Raw genomic sequence first — 20,552 nt, 5'->3', positions numbered from 1 at the left:
AATAATATTTTTTAATTATTTTTTAGTTTGTAGCCAAGCATCACGCATTTTCTGCTTCTTTTTATCCAGTGCTAGATTATTGGTTTCAAACAAACTTAGATTATAGACATTACTGGCTTGTAAAACAACCGTTGTTTCTTGAGTTTTTCCAAAACGTTCAAAAACTATTGGTACTTGGTCATTGGGTTGGTATGTATTCCAAATAGAATTAACATCCACTGAATCATTTATTACGGTATCCCCTATTTTTATGATTTTATCTCCATTGTCTAAACCTGCTTTATAAGCCGATGAGCCCATAATGGTGTTTTGTGAAATTATTCCATGTACAATAGTAGCCCCAAAAGACACATTGTTTTGGTCTTGCGTTAAAGACACGCCTACATTGTTCAATAATCGCTTCATATCGGGCATCTCATTTTTGTAGATATAATGATTGAAAAAATAATCGCCAAAATCTTTACCTGCATAGGCATTCAGTGTGTTATGCAAATCCGTAACGGTGTAGGGCTGTTCGTGTTTTCCAAAACGGGTCCACATCATTTTCATAAAATCATCAAGATTTAATCCGTTTTCACGTAAGGATAAATCTAACGCAAGACCAAGCATGCTACCATACGAATAATACGAAACAAACGTGTTGACTCTGTTGACCGGATCTACCGAGCGGGCGGCATCCACAAACGGCGCTTGGTAACTCATCTCAATGGGATTGAAAAACTGTCGCCCAGGTGAATTCCAGACATAATTGAAGGTTCCTATCAACCCTTTTATATAAGCTTCTTGGCTTATGAGTCCTGCCCGACACAACGACAAATCATCAAAGTAGCTAGTAAAGCCTTCGGCAAACCACAGTTCGCCACTCATATTAACTTGGTCAAACTTAAAAGGCTCCAACGATTGTGGACGAATGCGTTCAACATTCCAACAATGGAAAAATTCATGGGCTACTGTTCCTATATTGCCATCCATACCTCCATTGGCCAAACTGGTTGTTGATGTTATGATGGTAGAGTTACGGTGCTCCATCCCATCACCTGATGCATTAAGAACATAGCACGCCAAAAACGTATAGGTGCCATAATCATACGAAGGTAATTCGCCATAAACTTTTTGTTCCTGTAAGACGATTTTCTTTACTTTTTCAAAATAGGCATCCAACTCAGCCTCAGTTCCATTGTGGTGCAATACAAAATTTATGGTTTGCCCATCCACATCAAAAGAACGTACACTATAATTACTGATTTCGGTAGGGCTATCCATAAAATATTGAAGGTCTTTTGCATAATAGGTGTTTCCATCAACATGTTTTAATTGGGTAGCGACTTTCCATTTCAAATCGTCTCGTACATTAAATGTTACTTCAATGCCTTGGTTTTGCAAATTGGGCATGTACATAAATGTGGCAGGCATGTTAAGGTGCGCGTGGGTTTCATCAATTTGGGAATAGGTGCCGTCTCCCATATTTCCAAACAAAATATAACTTACTTTAATAGTGCCATCATGATGATTCACCTTCCAAGAGTACGGGTCGGGTCTTGAAACATCCAGCGCATTACCATTACCGTCAGTAACTTTTAAATCATAGACATTTTTCATGAATTCATGCAAGGCATAACGACCAGGCGAACTTCTGCTCATCCTAAACTCAACATCATTCGGTTTTAAATTTTTAAATGTTGCCGTTACAAACGCTTCGTGATGCACAGCATTTTTAAATGAAATGAAATAAGACGAAGATACTTGAGCCGTGAGTGTATAATTAACAAAAATGCAGAGAAACCAAAAAAGAAATCTGTTCATGGGTAAAAATTTAAGCGACTAAGATAGTATTTTTGTATTATGAACCATTTGCCGAAAAAGTTAAAATCCAAACTTAAAGACCGAGAAGCGGCTAATGCCTTACGGCAACTTGGCAAACAAAACAGTTTGGTAGATTTTTCTTCAAATGACTATTTGGGATTTGCAAAATCAGAAAGCATCTTCGATGCAGCACATGACTTTTTAATGAGCCATAACATAAAACAGAACGGTGCTACGGGGTCTCGTTTGCTTTCTGGAAACCATCCATTGTATCCTATTTTGGAAACCATTCTGTCAGATTTTCATAACAGCGAGTCAGCCTTGATTTTTAATTCGGGCTATGATGCCAATATTGGCTTCTTTTCAAGCGTACCGCAACGTGGTGACATTATTTTATACGATGAATATATCCATGCGTCCATTCGTGATGGTATTGCAATGAGCCATGCCAAGGCTTACAAGTTTAAGCATAATGATTTAGAATCCCTCAGTGAGATGCTGAAACGAGTTCAGCATGACATCAATGTTTATGTGGTTACTGAATCTGTATTCTCTATGGATGGTGATTCGCCAGATTTAAAAGCCATGTCCCAACTTTGCAAAACCCATCAAGCATATTTTATTGTAGACGAAGCACACGCCGTTGGTGTGTTTGGTAATCATGGCGTTGGGCTTATTCAAGAATTAGGATTGGAAAACCAAGTGTTTGCGCGTTTGGTAACTTTTGGAAAAGCCTTGGGCTGTCATGGTGCTGCCATTCTTACAAATAAGGATCTTAAAGCATACTTGGTTAACTTTTCACGTAGTTTTATTTACACCACGGCATTGCCTCCACATTCATTGGCAACCATACATGCTGCTTATCATAAATTAATTGAAACTGAAAACAGAATACAGTTACATCAAAACATATCGTTTTTTAAAAGTGAGGTTATAAAAAACAAGCTCCAAGATTATTTTATTGATAGTCATTCGGCCATTCATTGCTGCGTGGTTTCGGGGAACGATACGGTAAAAGCCATTTCCCAAAAACTTAAAGAACAAGGATTTGATGTCAAACCTATTTTATCACCAACGGTTCCTAAAGGAGAAGAGCGACTGCGTTTTTGTTTACACACTTTTAATTCAAAAGAAGAAATTACCAAAGTCTTGCAGTTGTTGGCTACTTTTGTATCAAAACATAAACTAGATGAATGACAATTATACCGTCTTGGCTGTTTTTGAATATTCCACGGAGGCGCAAATCATAAAATCCAAATTGGAATCGGAAAACATAAGAACTATGTTGGCTGATGAAAAAACAATTGATTCAGACCCATTGATTAGCCTAGCCATTGGTGGTGTTAAGCTTTTGGTCCATAACCAGGATTTAGACAAAGCCATTGAAGTATACGATGAGGTAAGACCCTATCACAAAGACAAAAATGGCAACGATATTTACTGCCCCAATTGTCATTCCACGCGTATTTTAACAGCCCCACCAAATCGAAAAAATATTTTTTATATGCTTTTCCCCTTTTTTGAAAAGTCAAAACATATATGTAATCATTGTAAAACCATTTTTAAATGAATACCTATTTCGTCACGGGAATCTCCACAGAAGTTGGCAAAACTGTAGCATCAGCCATATTGGTTGAAGCCTTACAGGCCGATTATTGGAAACCCATTCAAGCAGGAGATTTAGACCATTCTGATACACATAAAGTTGAAAAACTGGTGTCCAATTCAAAAACAAAATTCCACCCCAACAGTTATGCGTTAAAAACACCTATGAGTCCGCATGCTGCTGCCAAAATTGATGGAATTGAAATAGACTTGAAACAAATACAGAAACCTAAAACAAAAAACAATTTGGTCATTGAAGGCGCTGGTGGATTATTGGTACCGTTGAATGAGCGGCAAACCATTTTGGATATCATAAAGCCAACCTACAAGGTCATTGTGGTTTCCAGACACTATTTGGGAAGTATTAACCATACCTTGTTAACCGTTAATTTATTAAAAGAAAAAGGATTTAATGTGTCCATTATTTTTAGTGGAAACGAACATAAATCCACTGAGGATATCATCAAAAAGATGACCAATGTTTCGGTTATCGGTCGTATTGATGAAGAACCGTATTTTGACAAAAATGTGGTTAAAGAATACGCCGAACTATTTAAAGACAAATTATGAGCATTCAAGAACGCGATAAAAAACACCTTTGGCACCCATTAACGCAGCACAAGTTGCATCCAGAAGCTATTGCTATTACCAAGGCAAAAGATTGCATGCTGTATGACGAAAACGGTAATGAATACATTGATGCCATTGCTTCTTGGTACACCTGTATGTATGGCCATTGCAATGAATTTATCACCAACAGAGTGCATCAACAAATGCAACAGTTGGATCAAGTGGTGTTTAGCGGATTTACCCATGAACCAGCTGTAAAACTATCGGAAGAACTCATCAAAATCTTACCCAAAAACCAAAACAAACTGTTTTTTAGTGATAATGGGTCAACTTGTGTAGAAATAGGCATTAAAATGGCATTGCAATATCATTTTAACAAAGGTGATAAACGCAACACACTTATTGCTTTTGAGGATGGTTTTCACGGAGACACCTTTGGGGCCATGAGTGTGTCTAGCCTATCTGTTTATAACGGTCCGTTTGAGGATTTCTTTTTGGATGTCAAACGCATTCCAACACCAAACGGTCATAACCATCATGCTGTTTTAGAAATGTTGGCTGATATTGTTAAAACCAACAAAGTAGCTGGATTTGTTTATGAACCATTGGTTCAAGGAGCAGCCGCCATGAAAATGCATGACGCCACCGGACTGGATTTGATATTACAGTTTTGCAAAGAACACGATATTATAACCGTAGCCGATGAGGTCATGACTGGTTTTGGTAAAACAGGAAAGCATTTTGCCTCTTTACATATGAATACCAAACCGGACATTATGTGCTTAAGTAAAGCGCTAACGGCTGGTTTGTTACCAATGGCCATCACATCCTGCTCACAACACATTTATGATGGGTTTTATAGTGATGACATTAGTAAAGGCCTGTTTCACGGTCATACTTATTCTGCCAATCCACTAGCTTGCTCGGCCGCTCTGGCGGGTCTGGAATTGTTACAATCCTCAAAAATACAAGACAACATAAAATGCATCATTGCGTCACACCAAGAATTTGGGAATCACATAAAAACTCATCCAAAAGTAAAATCAACACGACAAACAGGTGTTGTTTTTGCATTGGATTTAAATGTTGAAATGTCCCGCTATGGTAATTTGCGTGATAAATTGTTTTCTTTTTTTATGAAACATGGTGTGTTTTTAAGACCTTTAGGAAACACTATTTATATCCAGGCACCTTACATTATCGCCAAAGAGCAATTAGAGAAAGTCTATCAAGTAATTGAAGATGCTTTGGAAATAGTATAACTTTGCCATCAAAATAAAAATTTTGAAAACCCCAATTTCAATAACAGCTATTGCATCTATATCACCTCTTGGGAAATCAGCAGAGGAAATCTGGAAACACTATCAAAACAACCAGCACTATATTACTGAAAAAGTATTTGGAAATTCAAGCGCTTTAGTGGCAGAACTTCCTACAGAAGCAAGGCTGGAGATTGAAACCTTACGGAATTCAGACAATAAATACAAATCACTTGACAATACGGTTCTGTATGCCATGTATGCATCCAGACAAGCCATAAAACAAGCTGGTTGGAACGGTTCTGATAACTTTGGTATTAACATTGGTTCTTCACGTGGGGCAACACAGCTTTTTGAAGCTTACTACGATGATTTTCTGAAAAACAATTCAACACAAACCTTAAGTTCGCCTACTACTACTTTGGGAAACATTTCCTCTTGGGTGGCACACGATTTACAAACTGAAGGGCCAGAAATCAGTCATTCCATCACCTGTTCAACAGCGTTGCACGCCTTGTTAAATGGTATTGCATGGATTAATTCAGGCATGTGCCAAAAATTTTTGGTTGGTGGTAGTGAGGCACCATTAACGCCTTTTACCATTGCACAAATGCAAGCCTTAAAAATATATGCACGAGAGAACAATACGTTTCCATGCAGGGCTTTAGACCTTGATAAAAAGCAAAACACGATGGTTTTGGGCGAAGGCGCTTCCATGCTCTGTTTGGAAGCTGGCAAAAAAGATAATGCTTTGGCTTTTGTAAGTGGAATAGGCTATGCCACCGAAATTTTAGAGCATAATATTTCCATTTCAAGCGATGCAAAATGTTTTCAAAAATCCATGCGTATGGCTTTGGGAGACACCAATACTGACGATGTGGATGTGATTGTGATGCATGCCCCTGGAACCATAAAAGGCGATCTTTCAGAATGTAATGCCATTGACACTGTTTTTAAAAACAATAGACCAGCCCTAACCTCTAACAAATGGAAAATTGGACATACGTTTGGAGCTTCTGGCTCCTTAAGTATAGAACTGGCTGTATTCATGTTACAACATCAAGAGTTTGTAGGTATTCCATATATAAAGAATCAAAAAGCACCAAATACAATTAAACGTATTATGGTAAATGCAGTTGGGTTTGGTGGTAATGCAGTAAGCATATTATTGAACAAAATTTAAAATTATTAGCTATTTAATAGTATTTTTGACCTAGAAAATCGATTTGATATATGAGCACGACAAGACACAATTGGACTAAAGAAGAGATTTTAGACATATATAACAAACCTTTAATGGAACTGCTATATGAGGCAGCAACCGTTCATCGGTTACACCATGACCCAAACACCGTACAGGTAAGTACTTTGGTGTCCATTAAAACGGGGGGCTGTTCAGAAGATTGTGGTTATTGTCCGCAAGCAGCCCGTTATAATACGGGTGTTGAAGGCAATGATTTAATGAGTGTCCAGCAAGTTAAGGCACAAGCCTTACGTGCCAAATCAAACGGGAGTTCGCGTGTGTGCATGGGTGCCGCCTGGCGTAATGTAAAGGATGGTGAAGAGTTTGACCAAGTATTGGAGATGGTGCGTACCATTAACAAACTGGACATGGAAGTGTGCTGTACCTTGGGCATGATCACCGAAAACCAAGCAAAGCGTTTGGCAGAAGCCGGCCTTTATGCCTATAATCATAATTTAGATTCTTCAGAAGAATATTATAAACAAGTGATTTCAACCCGTGGGTTTGAAGACCGTTTACAAACTATTGATAACGTTAGAAAAACCAATGTTACGGTTTGTAGCGGTGGTATTATTGGCATGGGTGAAAAAGTAGAAGACAGAGCTGGTATGCTGGTGTCTTTGTCAACATTGAACCCACAGCCAGAATCGGTGCCCATTAATGCCTTGGTTGCTGTTGAGGGAACACCTCTAGAAAATGAAGAGCCCGTTTCTATCTGGGAGATGATACGTATGGTAGCCACCACGCGTATTGTTATGCCAGAAACCCAAGTTAGATTAAGCGCAGGACGCACACAAATGACCCGAGAAGGGCAAGCCATGTGTTTCTTTGCAGGCGCTAATTCCATTTTTGCGGGTGATAAATTGTTGACCACTCCAAATCCTGATGTGAATGAAGATATGAAGATGTTTGAGGAACTGGGTTTAACACCACAAAAGCCCTTTGCAAAAAAGGTTCAGCCACAAACGGTAGAGGCTTCAGAATCACAATACCAACCTTTGGGCGAAAATCCAAAATGGACGCGCCCTGATCATAAAATAGAACGTAACGAAGCTGCCAAACTAAAGGCTAAGGCTGTCAAGTAATTTTTATTGTTGCTTTGCGTTAGCGATAGCAGCGGCATGCTTTTGTGTTAGTTTTATGTAAACTAACACAAAAGATATAGCGTATAGCGCGACCTGTATCCTGAACTTGTTTCAGGAACAGGAAACGCCCACATACTATTTCAAATTTGGTAACGTTTTGTTAACTTTGATAGTACAAACTTTAGCTGATGGCATTGAACCTACAAGACATCCCTCGTGTTAAAACGATAACTAAGCCCGACTTTATCAATCAGTATTTTAAGCCACAGAAACCGGTGGTTATTGAGCAGTGCATTACCCATTGGCCCGCATACAGCAAATGGAATTTAGATTACATGAAGGCGGTTGCAGGAGATGTCACCGTTCCATTATATGATGATAGGCCTGTTGATTATAAGGATGGCTTTAATGAGCCTCATTTTAAAATGAAGATGGCCGATTACATTGATCTGCTGAAAAAGGAGCCTACCAGATACCGTATTTTTTTATGGAATATTTTAAAGGAAGTTCCCCAGTTGCAAGATGATTTTACGTTTCCTGATTTTGGGTTGCGCCTGATGAAGGATCTTCCCATGTTGTTTTTTGGTGGACGGGATTCGTACACCTTTATGCACTATGATATTGATTTGGCCAATATTTTTCATTTTCATTTTGAAGGCACCAAACAGATTATTTTGTTTGACCAACAACAGAATGACTACCTGTACAAAGTGCCGCACTCCTTGATAACACGTGAGGACATTGATTTTGCCAATCCAGATTTTGAAAAATGGCCTTTGCTTAAAAAAGCCAAAGGTTATAAAACGGAACTGAATCATGGTGAGGTTTTATACATGCCTGAAGGTTATTGGCATTATATGCGCTACATTACTCCTGGGTTTTCCATGAGTTTGCGGGCGATAGCCAGAAACCCAAAAAACTTTAGCAAAGCGGTTTATAACTTGCTGATTATGCGGTATTATGACAATGCCATGCGACGTATACAAGGACAAAAATGGATTGACTGGAAAAATGAACAGGCCATTGTTAGGGCAAAAAAGCTACAGCAAGCACTAAAAAATTAAATAAAAATATGCTATTTAATAAATTACCATATACATCCCAAATCATGAAAAAATTATTTTTAGCAATCGTATTGCTGAGTGTCTTATCTGCAAATGCCCAAGTGTTTCAAGGGAGAAATGACAACAAATTTCAAATAGGTGCCAATATACAAAACAATGCCAACGGTATCAATGTAAGCTATGATTTTGGCCTTGGCGAAAACATATCCATTGGCATTTCGTCTTCGTACGCCATTGGTGTTGACGATGCTCTAAATGCCAGTTTTGGTGACCGTATTGATATTAAAGGACGCTTCAATGCCAACTTAGGAAATGTGATTAATATTGATGATCATTTTGATATCTATCCCGGTTTAAGCATCAGCCTTAAAAACTTTGGCGGTCATTTGGGAGCGCGTTATTTTTTTACTGATGGTTTTGGAATTTATACAGAACTCAATATCCCTATAGCTAAGTACAATACCGATGTTTTAACCCCTGCTGAAAAACTGCACAATCAGTTTACCGTAAACGTTGGTACGTGTTTTAATTTGTAATAAACGTCATTGCGAACGTAGTGAAGCAATCTCTTAGTTGCTAAGTATTGAATATCTGGAACTGCTAATAAAGAGATTACTTTGTCATTCGTGCCTCATTCCTCGTAATGACGAGCAAATTTATATCGAGAAGTTACTCCATTTCAATCTGTTCTCGATACAAAATTCTTTTCAAGAATTTCACTCGAACTAACAGTTATTTAATCAATTCATTGGCTTTGTCATACACCAAATGCGATTCCCAGCCACGATATAAAAAATAATCAACAAACTTTTTTTTCTTCTTAAGAAGGTTGTTTTCTTTGATGGAATGGGCTTTTTTTTCGGCTAAATCATTGAAAACCCCGATATACTCCTCGTCTGATATTTCTGTAAGTGCCTGATTTATATTAACTTTGCTTATGTCTTTTTGCTTCAGTTCAAAAGCTAAACGGCGTTTACCCCAATTCTTGATTTTAAACTTACCGCTTACAAATGTTTTGGCAAAACGTTCTTCATTAAGAAAGTTAAGCTGTATCAAATGTACCACAATCACATCGATAGCTTCGGGTATCATGTGCATATTGGTAAGTTTCTGCACAACTTCTTTATGGCAGCGTTCTTGGTACGCGCAATAATGCTCCAGTTTTTTGGTGGCTTCCTGTAGTGTATATGTTTTTTTGGTTTGCATGCCATAAATGTACTAAAAGCACACAAGCCATTAAAACAAATACAATTGTTAAACGCCTCTCATTAAAAAAATAAGGATTATGACTAAAAAAATTACGCTTATAAAATCGCTCTCTGTTGTTGTCACACTTTTTTGTGCTGCAAATTTTGGGTTTGGGCAATGTGGAATAGAAACAGCCACTTGGGATGGCACAAACTGGAACTGGACTGGTGGAATAGCCCAAAATACAGTACCAACCATTGGAAACACCATTAGCGTAATTATTAATGGTGATTACGACACAAGCGTGGGCGGTTTCCAAACAAGTTTTGGTGCTTGTAGTTTAACCGTTACCAATAATGCCACTTTGGATGTAAAAAACAATACTTATGTTGAAGTACAAAACGATATTACAGTGGATGCCGGCAGTACATTTTTTGTACAACCTTATGGGGCTGTGGTACAAATTAATGATGTAGCAACCGTAACAGATAACGGCATAATAAGGGTTATAAAAACTACTGCTCCTTTAGGTGCATGGTATGAATATACGTATTGGAGTTCACCTGTTTCTGGCGAAACCATTGGAAATGGTTTATTTGAATCAGAAGTAAGCAGGCGTTATCTGTTTAATGCCCAAAACTTTTTAGACGCTACTGCCGAAAGTAATAATGATAACACTCCAGTTGCTGGACAAGATGATATTGATGATAATGGTGATGACTGGCAATGGGTAGATGGTACAACAACAATGGAGCCTGGTGTTGGGTATGCAGCTACTCATGACCCTAACGTATTTATTTTTCCTGGCGTAGGATATGACTATGACTTTCAAGGCCCTTTTAACAATGGTATAATTACTGTGACCATTTACAGAAATGATTCTGAGCTCAATGATATTAATTGGAATTTAATCGGTAATCCTTACCCATCAGCCATTAGTGCTAATTCATTTTTGGCGGCAAATACAGAAGTGGATCAAAATGTTGTGAGCACAAAATCTTCAACTGGAGCTATCTTCTTTTGGTCACAAAACACTGCGCCTTCAAGTACGGCGAACGGAAATCAAGCCTATAACTTTTCAGATGGTGATTATGCTGTTATCAATGGTGCTAGTGAAATCGCTGGTGGTGATGGCCTCACTCCTAATAGATATATCCCTTCTGGTCAAGCCTTTTTTGTGGCTATGTCTAATTCTGGAGGAACTAATATTGGAGGTGATATCTGGACCTCTGATGTTGTTTTTAATAATTCTATGCGTGTAAAAGGTGCAACCGATAATAGCCAGTTCTTTAAAAGTTCAAATACAAAAGGCACTAGTTCAGCCAATAAATTATGGGTTAATTTAATCTCCGATAATGGCGTGTTTAATCAAACATGTATCGCATACCTAAATAATGCAACTAACATGGATGATGGTATGTATTATGATGCGCCAAAAAATGTATCGGCTGGAACTTCAGCTATTTTATATACAACCATTGAAGACTCCAACAAAAAATTTGCCATTCAAGGCAAAGCGGCCAGCAGTATCAATACAGACGAGGTTATTAACCTTGGCTTTAAAACCAGTATTGATGTGCCCACACTTTACACCTTGTCCGTTGCCAAAAAAGAAGGTGGTTTTTTAACAAACAACCCTATTTATTTAAAAGACAACCTTACCAATACCTTACATGATTTAACAAGCTGTGATTATACATTTACCTCAGAGGTTGGTGAATTTAACAAGCGTTTTGAAATTGTGTTTAGCAACAAGGCTTTAGCAACCGATGATTTTAATTTGGATGACAGCGCTTTAAAAATTTCACAGATTGGTGATTCTCAGGTGCGCTTTAAAGCGTCCAGCAATTTGACCATCAAAACGGTTTCTATATTTGATTTATTGGGCAGACAATTATATGCATTAAGCGGCAGCCATAATGAGGAAACCTATAATCTACCTAAGTTGAAAAACGCCGTATTTATTGCCAAAGTCAAGCTTTCAAACGGTTCATCAATTACCAAAAAAGGCATTTTAAAATAGCTTGGGTTAAGTTTTAGTTGAAAACTTCATTGAGTACCTGTAGGGACTTTGGTTTTTTAAAGGTACCCAAATGCAGTTCATAATACTGTAGCATAATGTTTAAAAACGATTGCCGCTGTTTGGATGTTAGTTTTACTTGATACAGGTCTTCAAAAGTTGTATTCAACAATTGTTTTAGTATGTTGAGTTCATCACCAGAAATGGTGTATTTACTGTTTTGTGATGCCTCAAATGTGCCGTCCTGCAAATTAAAAAAGGTATGCTGTATAGGTGTGCTCTCTGGATAAAACCCTAGATATTTTGTTAGTTTCAGCAAAAACAACAAATGAAAATTTGAGCATTCTTGATGAGCGTCCAGCCAAAGCAAAGTGGTTTCTAGGTAACTGTACAGCGTTTGGTTTTGTTCTTCTTCCTTTAAGGTATTTGAAAGTACTTCGGCCAAAAACATCACAATTGAACTTTTTAAAATATGGGTATGCAAACTGTTGTAAACATGTTGCGGTTTGGCTTCTTTTACGGTATGCAACGAGCGGTTTGGATTATACACAATAACCAATTGCAATTGTGACAATAACTGAAAGTAAGCCGTTTTGGTAAGTCCTTTTTTACTTTTTAAAACACCTCTTAGCAAAAAACTCAATACGCCATGTTGTTGGGTATAACATGTTACAATGAGGTCGTTGTCACGATAGCGCAATTTTGAAAGCACAATGGCCTGTGTGGTAATGACCATTATCTAATTATCATTAATTTCAATACCCGTGTTTCAAAGGTGTCCAAATCGGACAACATGACCAAATAAACACCTGAAGCGACTACATTATTGGCGAGGTTTTTACCGTTCCAATAGGCTGTGCCACCATCAATTTCAAGGTTGTAACCATTGTAGCGCAAGTTGGTTCTTGATTGTGCCTCGGCCACTAAATTGCCTTCAATATCGGTTATTTTAATATTGACGTTTTCTGAGATGTCCTTGATTTTTACCTTTTCATCAACGATATTGAAATTTGGCCGCACCGGATTGGGGTAGGCATAAGCGTTTTGTAAATTGTCCTGTGGGCTAGATCCGCCTGAATGGAAAGATACCAAACCATTATCGGTTGCTATGTACACCTCACCAGTTGTATCATCAATGGAGATATCGTTTATGTTATTTGAAGGTAACGGAGAATTGTCCCTAGTAAAATGGTAAATGGTTTTTTGGCCATCATAGGACAAATAAAATATACCAGAGCCAATGGTTCCCACCCATTTATTATTGGATCCATCAACTTCTATATCAGAAATAAATTGTTCAAACAATAATTCTTTTGGAATACCATCTTCAAGGATAACAATGTCATCTGCTTGCACATTATCATCCGTAAAAAACCCAGAGGTGTTGTATAAAACCCTCAGACCACTTAGAGTTCCTATCCATAATTGATTGCGCTTGTCCATTGCCAATGCGGTTACATATTGATTAGGCATGTTTTGATTTTCATCTTTTAGACTTTTCAATAATGGTTTACCTCCATTTTCATTAAACCCAATGAGTCCATATTTATAACTGCCAACCCATTTGGTATTATCAGCTCCAATTACAATATCTCCAAATCCAAGGTTACCACCAAAATCACTAGGTATTAAATCTGTGAAACTATATGAAACCCATTGATTATTACTGGGATTATATGATTTTAACGGGCTGTTTATTAGGCTGGAAACCGACCATAAAAAGCCTTTACTATCAAAAGCAGTAGGACCAACTCTTACGTCTACATAACTTGGATCTGTAGGAATCACTAAAGACTCCAATCCGCTGTTTGTTTCATTATATAAAATAGTTGGAACATCATCATTAACTTCTAGTAATCCACTAAAAAAAGAACTAATAAATACTTGGCTATCATTGGCAGGGTTTACAGCAATAGCATTTAAAGACTTAGCATTAAAAACTTCACTGTATGGAATATTGATCCATTCATCATTTTGAAAATGACTAAAGCCATAACTATCCAGTGGATACGGGTTAAAAAACAAATTATAATCACCAAATGTTACCCACAAATTGCTGGATGTAGCCTTAATTGAAAATGGTTTGTTACGTAAAGGCCCCTCAGGGTGAACTTCTTCAAAAGCAATAGGAGAGATTAACGCTGTTTTTAAAACCCCGAAATCTTTTGTGCCTATATAAAGTTGACCTGAAACAATTGTTGCTGCAGAATAGGTTGTTGGGTATTCAGTACTTACCGATGCTTGAGATATGGCATTAAAATTAGTATCATACACAAATACATTGCTTTTTGTTGTGACAACCAAATTAGCTTCAACAGCTTTAACATCTAATGGAGGATTGTTATATAATATTTTTTCTGTTAAAACATCATTAGTTACTTGATATAGCCTTCTATTGGTTCTAACCACATACAGTTGGTCTTGAACAGTCTCAACTGCCACAAAATCACCTGATGTAACCGTTTGCCAACTTTTGTAATCAATTAAATTAGGATCAGAAACAAGTGCCTTTCTAAGTCCATTACCATCTTGACAAGCAGCATAAATATAATCTCCAAAAATTGTTGTTTGTAAAACCTTAGTCTGAATGCCCAAATCACCTATAAAATAGGTGTCCTTGAATTCCAATCTATCTAAGTCAAACACAGATATTCCATAATTGGTTGCAATATAAACCAAGTTCCCATAAGCATTAAAATGGTTGATTCGTTTACTTGTTGGAGGAATGGTTTGCTTATCAATAATATCAACAACCGTAAGTACATTATCACCATTATCAAAGGCTATTTCAATCAGCCCATTTTCATAACCTATCATCAACAATTGATAGGCTTCACTGTAATAAATAGTCGAAATTTGTTCGCCTGACAAGCCGTTGATAGTAGTAATTTCCTTTATTTCGTTAGTTTGTGTGTCATAACTAAACACAGCATTTTCTGCAGCAGCATAAATTTTATTATTACCCTGTACAACATCTTTGATATTATAGAATGAGAAATATCCAGTCCATAACGCTGAAAAATCTTGGGCAAAAAAACAAAATGGAACAAGGTAAATTGCAAATACAGCTAATCTTTTAAACATAGATGATGTTTTAAACTTTCAAATATATTTATATCTAACGAGTTTTACTTTAAAATGATATAAATTAAATAAAAAAAGCCTCCTGAAATCAGGAAGCCTTTTAAAAAAAATTAAACTTATTGATTAAACAATACCCTGTGCCAACATGGCATCGGCTACTTTAACAAATCCAGCTATATTTGCGCCTTTAACATAATTCACATAACCGTCATCTTCTTTTCCATATTTAATACAAGAATCGTGGATGTTGGCCATTATCTCTTTAAGTTTTAAATCAACTTCATCTCTTGTCCAATTGAATCGCAAAGAGTTTTGAGTCATTTCCAAACCAGATGTGGCAACACCTCCAGCATTGGATGCTTTTCCTGGTGCATATAGTATTTTTGCTTTTTGGAATGTGTGTACTGCATCAATCGTGGACGGCATATTAGCACCTTCACTCACACAGATACATCCATTGTTTAAAAGCATTTTCGCATCAGCTTCATGAAGTTCATTTTGGGTTGCGCATGGCAATGCAATATCACACTTGACTTCCCATGGTGTTTTTCCTTTAACAAATTTTGCGTTGGGATATTCTTCTAAATATTCGCTTATACGGCCTCTTTTTACATTTTTAAGCTCCATTACATAAGCTAATTTTTTTTCGTCTATTCCTTCTGAGTCATAAATATATCCTGAAGAATCTGAAAGTGTTAACACCTTAGCTCCTAATTGAATACTTTTCTCGGCAGCATATTGCGCTACGTTACCTGACCCTGATACCACTACATTTTTGCCTTTAAGGCTTTCCCCTTTGGTTTTTAACATGCTTTCAGCAAAATAAACCGTTCCATATCCTGTGGCTTCTGGTCTAATTAACGATCCACCCCAAGACAATCCTTTACCGGTTAACACGCCAGTAAATTCGTTTCGTAGTTTTTTGTACATTCCAAAAAGGAAACCTATTTCTCTGGCTCCTACACCTATATCACCAGCTGGCACATCAGTATTGGCACCAATATGTCTGAACAGTTCACTCATAAACGAATGGCAGAAACGCATGATTTCACCATCACTTTTCCCTTTAGGATCAAAATCACTTCCTCCTTTTCCACCACCCATAGGCAGCGTAGTCAAACTGTTTTTAAATACTTGTTCAAAAGCTAAAAACTTTAAAATACTCATGTTAACAGTTGGATGAAAACGCAATCCGCCTTTGTAGGGACCGATGGCCGAATTCATTTGAATTCTATACCCTCTGTTAACCTGAATTTCACCAGAATCATCTACCCAACATACTCTAAATGTAATAACACGTTCTGGTTCAACCATTCTCAGTAAAATGTTCTTCCCATAATATATATCGTGTTGTACAATGTAAGGAATTACTGTTTCAGCAACTTCCTCAACAGCTTGTAAAAATTCTGGTTCATTACCATTTCGTTCTTTTACAAGATCTAAAAATGCTTCAATATTACTTTTCATGTATTCAAATTTGTGTTAAAAATTAAAAACTATACAATTTAATGCTACAAATATACGATATCTTTAAAAAATAAGCTGTTTTTTTTTGAATTTCGCAATTAATAATTTTGATTTTTCTTCGCAAATTTATATTTGTTTGTTTGTTGACTCTGTTTTTATATATTTGTCTTAATAATGCCTCAAAAAACAACCCTTATTATGCTTAACTTGAAACATTTAGCTACTGCTTTTTTCTTGTTTGTATTGACACAGGCAGCATATTCTCAATTAGGGTTCTCACATGAAATTGGCATTATTGCTGGTCCCTTGGAATTTCGGTCAGATTTTGGAAGCCGTAATGAAACAAAGACCAACTTTGGCAATTCTGGTTTTGGCATTGGTATTGTCCACTACATAAATTTTGCATACAGAGCAGATTGTAGTTGTTATACAACAGATACTTATTTTAATGATCATTTTAAATTACGGAATGAAATATCTTGGAACAAAACAAATCTGGAACATCTAGGAACTTGGGTGGCACCAAACAGAACTACTGTTGAAGCCGACCAACTTAGAGCCCACAAAGGCGTTGCAGAAAATTTTGATATTGGTACTCAATTGGAGTTTTTTCCATTAAGCATTCGTTCATTTCAATCATTTGGATATAGGATTGCCCCTTTTGTTAGTTTGGGAATTCATTATACATCATTCAACCCAAAAGTTAGCACAACTTATAACAATCCAGATCCTAATGCCTACGGCGATATTTATGACCAATCTAATTTTTACTCTCATTGGTTTGATAATTATACACCTGGCGTTGATCCTTACCCAATTAGTGAACAAAGTGGCAGCACTTGGTCTACCGTAACCAGTGTTGGGATTCGTTATAAACTCAACAAGCTGTCAGATTTAATGCTTGATTTAAGATGGCAATACTATTTTAGCGACTGGGTTGATGGCTTGAACCACAATTGGAGAGGTTACAACAAAAGCAATGATTGGTTGGTATGGCTAAATGTTGGTTATATTTACTACTTAAATTAAACCCTTTTCCAAATCATTAAACAAGAAACCTTATAACTTGTGTTTCTATAAAACATTCCCTTGATTTTTACCCCACTTTATATTCAATTTCAATTTATAATTTATTCATATCATTGGGTGCATTCAAATGCAATATTTACCTTTAATGCCTGTTAATGTTGTATTATGTATTTAAAACGTTGTATCTATATTTTGTGTTGTTGTCTTTCTTTCATAGCCTGTAAAGAAGAACCGCTTATTACTTTTAAAGAAGTCAATTTTTCTGATGGCGATTCACCTATGGTTGAGGTAAATATTCCAATGGCCGAAGGAAACAAAACCATTGCTAATGCCATCAATTCCTCTATTGAAAAGAGTGTGATAGCTGATTTACAGATTGGTGAGGTTGATACCGTTTCATTCCATTCCATAAAAGAAAGCATTAATGGGTTTAATAAAGAATTTGAAGCTTTTCAACATGATTTTCCTGATAGTGCCTATCCTTGGGAAGCCCAAATAGATGGCGATATTATGTACCAGTCTGAAAATATCATAAGTATCGCATTGACATCCTATATGAATACAGGTGGTGCTCACGGAAATTTAACGATTACTTTTTTTAACTTTAATGCACAAACAGGCAAAATCATTTCAAATTCCGATTTGTTCAATGATAAGGATGCTTTTTACAAGCTTGCCAAAGCATATTTTCAAAAGCAAGTTGATTACAAAAAGATACTCTTTGACCCTGAAAAATTTGTGCTTCCCTCCAATATAGGTTATTCTGAAAAAGGTATTACTTTATTGTACAACACTTATGAAATTGCCCCTTATTCAACAGGCGTTATAGAATTTACCATTCCATATGATGAAGTAAATTCCCTATTGGTTTTTGATGGCGTGCAGTAAGGCCAAGACATATCCTAAATGTATCCCTTCATGAAACAAAACAAACTGTAGGGATTCATCAATGGTGTTTAGGGTGTTTCCTGTTGTAGAAATGGTGTAAGGCGTAAAGTTTTTAAACGCCTTGTTGTTATAATCTTCCTCCGTTCTTTTGATTGTGGAAAATAGCAAAGTTGCTATTTCATTCACTTCTTCCTGATCAACATCTCCTTGGGGTTTTGTTCCTTTTTTGTAGGCTTCAACCAACTTATCACTTACCATTACGGGTAATCCTGATAACCTATAAGCCAACAATTGTTCGGTCACAACAATATGGCCAATATTCCAAATGATATTATTATTAAATCCTTTGGGCACTTTGTTTAAATCTTCCAACGAATTTGCTTCAATAAACTGCTTAAAAAATGCCCTCGTGTTTTTTAACACTTCAAAAGTAAATGCCATGATATAATTTTTTTTGTAAATATAGTTTAAATGGTATTAATGCTTTATTTTGTTTTTAAATTTCAAAATCATGAAAAAAGTATATTATTTAAAAACGTGTAGTACTTGCCAAAGAATTTTAAAAGATTTAAACCTGCCGCCAGAATTTAATTTACAGGACATCAAAACTGATGAAATAACCGTTAAACAATTGGATGAAATGAAGCAATTGGCCGGTAGTTACGAGGCCTTGTTCAGTAAACGCTCAAAGCTGTACAAGGAAATGGATTTGAAAAACCAAGCCCTAGAAGAACGTGATTACAAACACTATATTCTAGATCATTATACCTTTTTAAGCCGCCCAGTTATTATTGCTGATGACCACATTTTTATTGGAAATTCCAAACGTGTTGTGGAGCAAGCAAAACAATTTATTCATCAAAATTGATGGCTTCCTCAAAGAAAGACTTCCAATATTTTAGCGCTTTCAGAATTTAATTCAACCGTATCAATAGCCGCAGGAAGCAACATGGTTTGCCCAACCTGTAACGAAAACGCTTGGTTATTGCAATTTAAAACAACAGTACCTTCAACACACATATAAATAACAAAGGAATCTAGGTTGCTGTAATCTTTTTGAATAATACCTTCTAGTTGGATGATATTTGTTTTAAAATATGGGGAATGGACCAATTCACTAGATTCGTTTTTTTTGAGCTCATAAGCTGTTTTGTAGCTATCATACTGTTTATAATCTATGGCATCAACGGCCAAATCGGTATGAAGTTCGCGTTCCTTTCCTGTTTTGGCATCAACACGATTATAGTCATAAATTCTATAAGTAATATCAGATGTTTGTTGAATTTCTGCCAACATAACACCGGCACCAATGGCATGCACCCTACCCGTTGGAATGTAAAATGTATCCCCTTTTGAAATTTTTTCAGCATTTAATATGTCCAAAACATTTCCTTCTTCCAGTTTATGTAAATAGGTTTCCTTATCAATGTCTTGATTAAAACCAACTATCAATTCGGCATCATGATCAGCTTGCATAATGTACCACATTTCATTCTTTCCAAAGGAATTATGGCGCTCTTTAGCCAGTTCATTGCTAGGGTGCACTTGAATGGAAAGCGGTGTTTTGGCATCAATATATTTTATAAGTATTGGGAAGTCATTACCAAACATGTTGTAGACTTTCTCCCCCACCAAAGCACCTTTGTATTCTGTAATAAGTTCTTTTAAGTTTTTTCCTTTTAATTCGCCTGAAGCAACCACAGAAACATCACCCTCTACATCTGAAAGTTCCCAGCTTTCGCCAATATTGGATTTATCAGATTCCTTTTTGAAAATGGTGGTTAGTTTGTCGCCTCCCCAAATGCGTTCTTTTAAAATGGGATGAAATGTTATTGGATGGTCTAACTTCATAAAATCTATGGTTTCATACAAAGGTATTAATTTTATAAAAGTCAAGGTTGAAACCTTAACCAAAAAGGGTGGTTTTTAAAGCCTCCCCTTTATAAAGGACTATTTATTGCGGTTCTAGAATGAACTTTAAGCTTGTCTTGATGTATTTTGCAATTTTGTTTCTAACGATGCTGGGAATTTCCACATTATAATCCTCTGGTTTTATAACAAAGTTTGCAGTTGCTGTTATGGATTTATTCAATGCCAAAAGATACATGGTTGTTTTGACTTGATTTTTTTGTGACTCCACCAGGATTCGAACCTGGATCTAAAGTTTAGGAAACTTTTGTTCTATCCCTTGAACTATGGAGCCCGAAGTTAAAAAAAAAGACCTACATAATTTATGTGGGTCTTTTT

The 20,552-nt window shown here is 36.5% G+C and carries 20 protein-coding genes and 1 tRNA gene; 12 read left to right on the top strand and 9 right to left on the bottom strand.

Going from position 1 to position 20,552, the window contains the following annotated elements:
- Nucleotides 1–15: 15 nt before the first annotated feature.
- Nucleotides 16–1,803, bottom strand: a complete 1,788-nt coding sequence (locus IEW94_RS13960; protein WP_188654138.1) for a M61 family metallopeptidase — start codon at nt 1,801–1,803, stop codon at nt 16–18.
- Nucleotides 1,804–1,842: 39 nt separating this feature from the next.
- Between IEW94_RS13960 and IEW94_RS13955 the strand changes: the two genes are divergently transcribed.
- The 8 genes from IEW94_RS13955 (at nt 1,843) to IEW94_RS13920 (ending at nt 9,165) form a co-directional block, all read left to right on the top strand.
- Entirely contained in the window at nt 1,843–3,000 is a 1,158-nt protein-coding gene (locus tag IEW94_RS13955) for an aminotransferase class I/II-fold pyridoxal phosphate-dependent enzyme (protein ID WP_188654136.1), read from the top strand.
- Nucleotides 2,993–3,373, top strand: a complete 381-nt coding sequence (locus IEW94_RS13950) for a putative signal transducing protein (RefSeq protein ID WP_188654134.1) — start codon at nt 2,993–2,995, stop codon at nt 3,371–3,373. The genes IEW94_RS13955 and IEW94_RS13950 overlap by 8 nt, the downstream gene beginning before the upstream one ends.
- Nucleotides 3,370–3,978 carry a dethiobiotin synthase gene (gene bioD / locus IEW94_RS13945; protein ID WP_188654131.1) on the top strand — a complete coding sequence of 203 codons (609 nt, stop codon included), beginning with the start codon at nt 3,370–3,372 and terminating at the stop codon, nt 3,976–3,978. Before IEW94_RS13950 ends, bioD begins: the two co-directional genes overlap by 4 nt.
- Nucleotides 3,975–5,240, top strand: a complete 1,266-nt coding sequence (gene bioA, locus IEW94_RS13940) for an adenosylmethionine--8-amino-7-oxononanoate transaminase (protein WP_188654129.1) — start codon at nt 3,975–3,977, stop codon at nt 5,238–5,240. Before bioD ends, bioA begins: the two co-directional genes overlap by 4 nt.
- Before the next feature lie 22 nt (nt 5,241–5,262).
- Entirely contained in the window at nt 5,263–6,420 is a 1,158-nt protein-coding gene (locus IEW94_RS13935; RefSeq protein WP_188654127.1) for a beta-ketoacyl synthase N-terminal-like domain-containing protein, read from the top strand.
- A 50-nt stretch (nt 6,421–6,470) separates the two neighbouring features.
- The gene (gene bioB, locus IEW94_RS13930; protein ID WP_188654125.1) at nt 6,471–7,565 is read left to right on the top strand and encodes a biotin synthase BioB; all 1,095 of its coding nucleotides are present in this window, start codon (nt 6,471–6,473) and stop codon (nt 7,563–7,565) included.
- A gap of 188 nt (nt 7,566–7,753) precedes the next feature.
- Nucleotides 7,754–8,629 (top strand): cupin-like domain-containing protein, encoded by an 876-nt coding sequence (locus tag IEW94_RS13925; RefSeq protein ID WP_188654123.1) that lies wholly within the window; start codon nt 7,754–7,756, stop codon nt 8,627–8,629.
- A gap of 44 nt (nt 8,630–8,673) precedes the next feature.
- Complete coding sequence (locus IEW94_RS13920) at nt 8,674–9,165, top strand: DUF6646 family protein (RefSeq protein WP_188654121.1); 492 nt, start codon at nt 8,674–8,676, stop codon at nt 9,163–9,165.
- Nucleotides 9,166–9,361: 196 nt separating this feature from the next.
- Here the strand turns inward: IEW94_RS13920 and IEW94_RS13915 are convergent, their stop codons facing one another.
- The gene (locus IEW94_RS13915) at nt 9,362–9,835 is read right to left on the bottom strand and encodes a regulatory protein RecX (protein WP_188654119.1); all 474 of its coding nucleotides are present in this window, start codon (nt 9,833–9,835) and stop codon (nt 9,362–9,364) included.
- A gap of 79 nt (nt 9,836–9,914) precedes the next feature.
- Here IEW94_RS13915 and IEW94_RS13910 point away from each other — a divergent pair, with 79 nt between their 5' ends.
- Nucleotides 9,915–11,840, top strand: a complete 1,926-nt coding sequence (locus IEW94_RS13910; protein WP_188654117.1) for a RemA C-terminal-like gliding motility protein — start codon at nt 9,915–9,917, stop codon at nt 11,838–11,840.
- Between the two features lie 13 nt (nt 11,841–11,853).
- On the opposite strand, the gene recO is transcribed toward IEW94_RS13910, so the two are convergent.
- The 3 genes from recO to gdhA all read right to left on the bottom strand — a co-directional run bounded on the left by recO (nt 11,854) and on the right by gdhA (nt 16,388).
- Entirely contained in the window at nt 11,854–12,573 is a 720-nt protein-coding gene (recO, locus tag IEW94_RS13905) for a DNA repair protein RecO (protein WP_188654115.1), read from the bottom strand.
- A complete protein-coding gene (porZ, locus tag IEW94_RS13900; protein ID WP_188654113.1) occupies nt 12,573–14,921 on the bottom strand; it encodes a type IX secretion system anionic LPS delivery protein PorZ in 2,349 nt (782 codons plus the stop codon). The genes recO and porZ overlap by 1 nt, the downstream gene beginning before the upstream one ends.
- 123 nt (nt 14,922–15,044) lie before the next feature.
- Nucleotides 15,045–16,388 (bottom strand): NADP-specific glutamate dehydrogenase, encoded by a 1,344-nt coding sequence (gene gdhA, locus IEW94_RS13895; protein ID WP_188654110.1) that lies wholly within the window; start codon nt 16,386–16,388, stop codon nt 15,045–15,047.
- 198 nt (nt 16,389–16,586) lie between these two features.
- Here gdhA and IEW94_RS13890 point away from each other — a divergent pair, with 198 nt between their 5' ends.
- Nucleotides 16,587–17,417 (top strand): THC0290_0291 family protein, encoded by an 831-nt coding sequence (locus IEW94_RS13890; protein WP_188654108.1) that lies wholly within the window; start codon nt 16,587–16,589, stop codon nt 17,415–17,417.
- 165 nt (nt 17,418–17,582) lie between these two features.
- On the top strand, nt 17,583–18,305 hold the full coding sequence (locus IEW94_RS13885; RefSeq protein WP_188654106.1) for a DUF3298 and DUF4163 domain-containing protein: 723 nt from the start codon (nt 17,583–17,585) through the stop codon (nt 18,303–18,305).
- Here the strand turns inward: IEW94_RS13885 and IEW94_RS13880 are convergent.
- Nucleotides 18,279–18,746, bottom strand: a complete 468-nt coding sequence (locus tag IEW94_RS13880; RefSeq protein WP_188654103.1) for a DinB family protein — start codon at nt 18,744–18,746, stop codon at nt 18,279–18,281. The two genes, IEW94_RS13885 and IEW94_RS13880, sit on opposite strands and share 27 nt — an antisense overlap.
- 70 nt (nt 18,747–18,816) lie before the next feature.
- Here IEW94_RS13880 and IEW94_RS13875 point away from each other — a divergent pair, with 70 nt between their 5' ends.
- Complete coding sequence (locus IEW94_RS13875) at nt 18,817–19,173, top strand: arsenate reductase family protein (protein ID WP_188654101.1); 357 nt, start codon at nt 18,817–18,819, stop codon at nt 19,171–19,173.
- Nucleotides 19,174–19,181: 8 nt separating this feature from the next.
- On the opposite strand, the gene IEW94_RS13870 is transcribed toward IEW94_RS13875, so the two are convergent.
- From IEW94_RS13870 to IEW94_RS13860, 3 genes are all read right to left on the bottom strand, one after another.
- The gene (locus IEW94_RS13870) at nt 19,182–20,156 is read right to left on the bottom strand and encodes a type I phosphomannose isomerase catalytic subunit (RefSeq protein WP_188654099.1); all 975 of its coding nucleotides are present in this window, start codon (nt 20,154–20,156) and stop codon (nt 19,182–19,184) included.
- A gap of 103 nt (nt 20,157–20,259) precedes the next feature.
- Nucleotides 20,260–20,403: a hypothetical protein gene (locus tag IEW94_RS13865; RefSeq protein ID WP_229669533.1), complete on the bottom strand. Its 144-nt coding sequence runs from the start codon at nt 20,401–20,403 to the stop codon at nt 20,260–20,262.
- 33 nt (nt 20,404–20,436) lie between these two features.
- Nucleotides 20,437–20,508 (bottom strand) — tRNA-Arg (locus IEW94_RS13860).
- Nucleotides 20,509–20,552 lie beyond the last annotated feature (44 nt).

Source organism: Yeosuana aromativorans (assembly GCF_014646655.1).
GTDB classification, from domain to species: domain Bacteria; phylum Bacteroidota; class Bacteroidia; order Flavobacteriales; family Flavobacteriaceae; genus Yeosuana; species Yeosuana aromativorans.
Note: the sequence above shows the minus strand (reverse complement) of the source record. Positions and strands in the feature narration are given on the sequence as shown.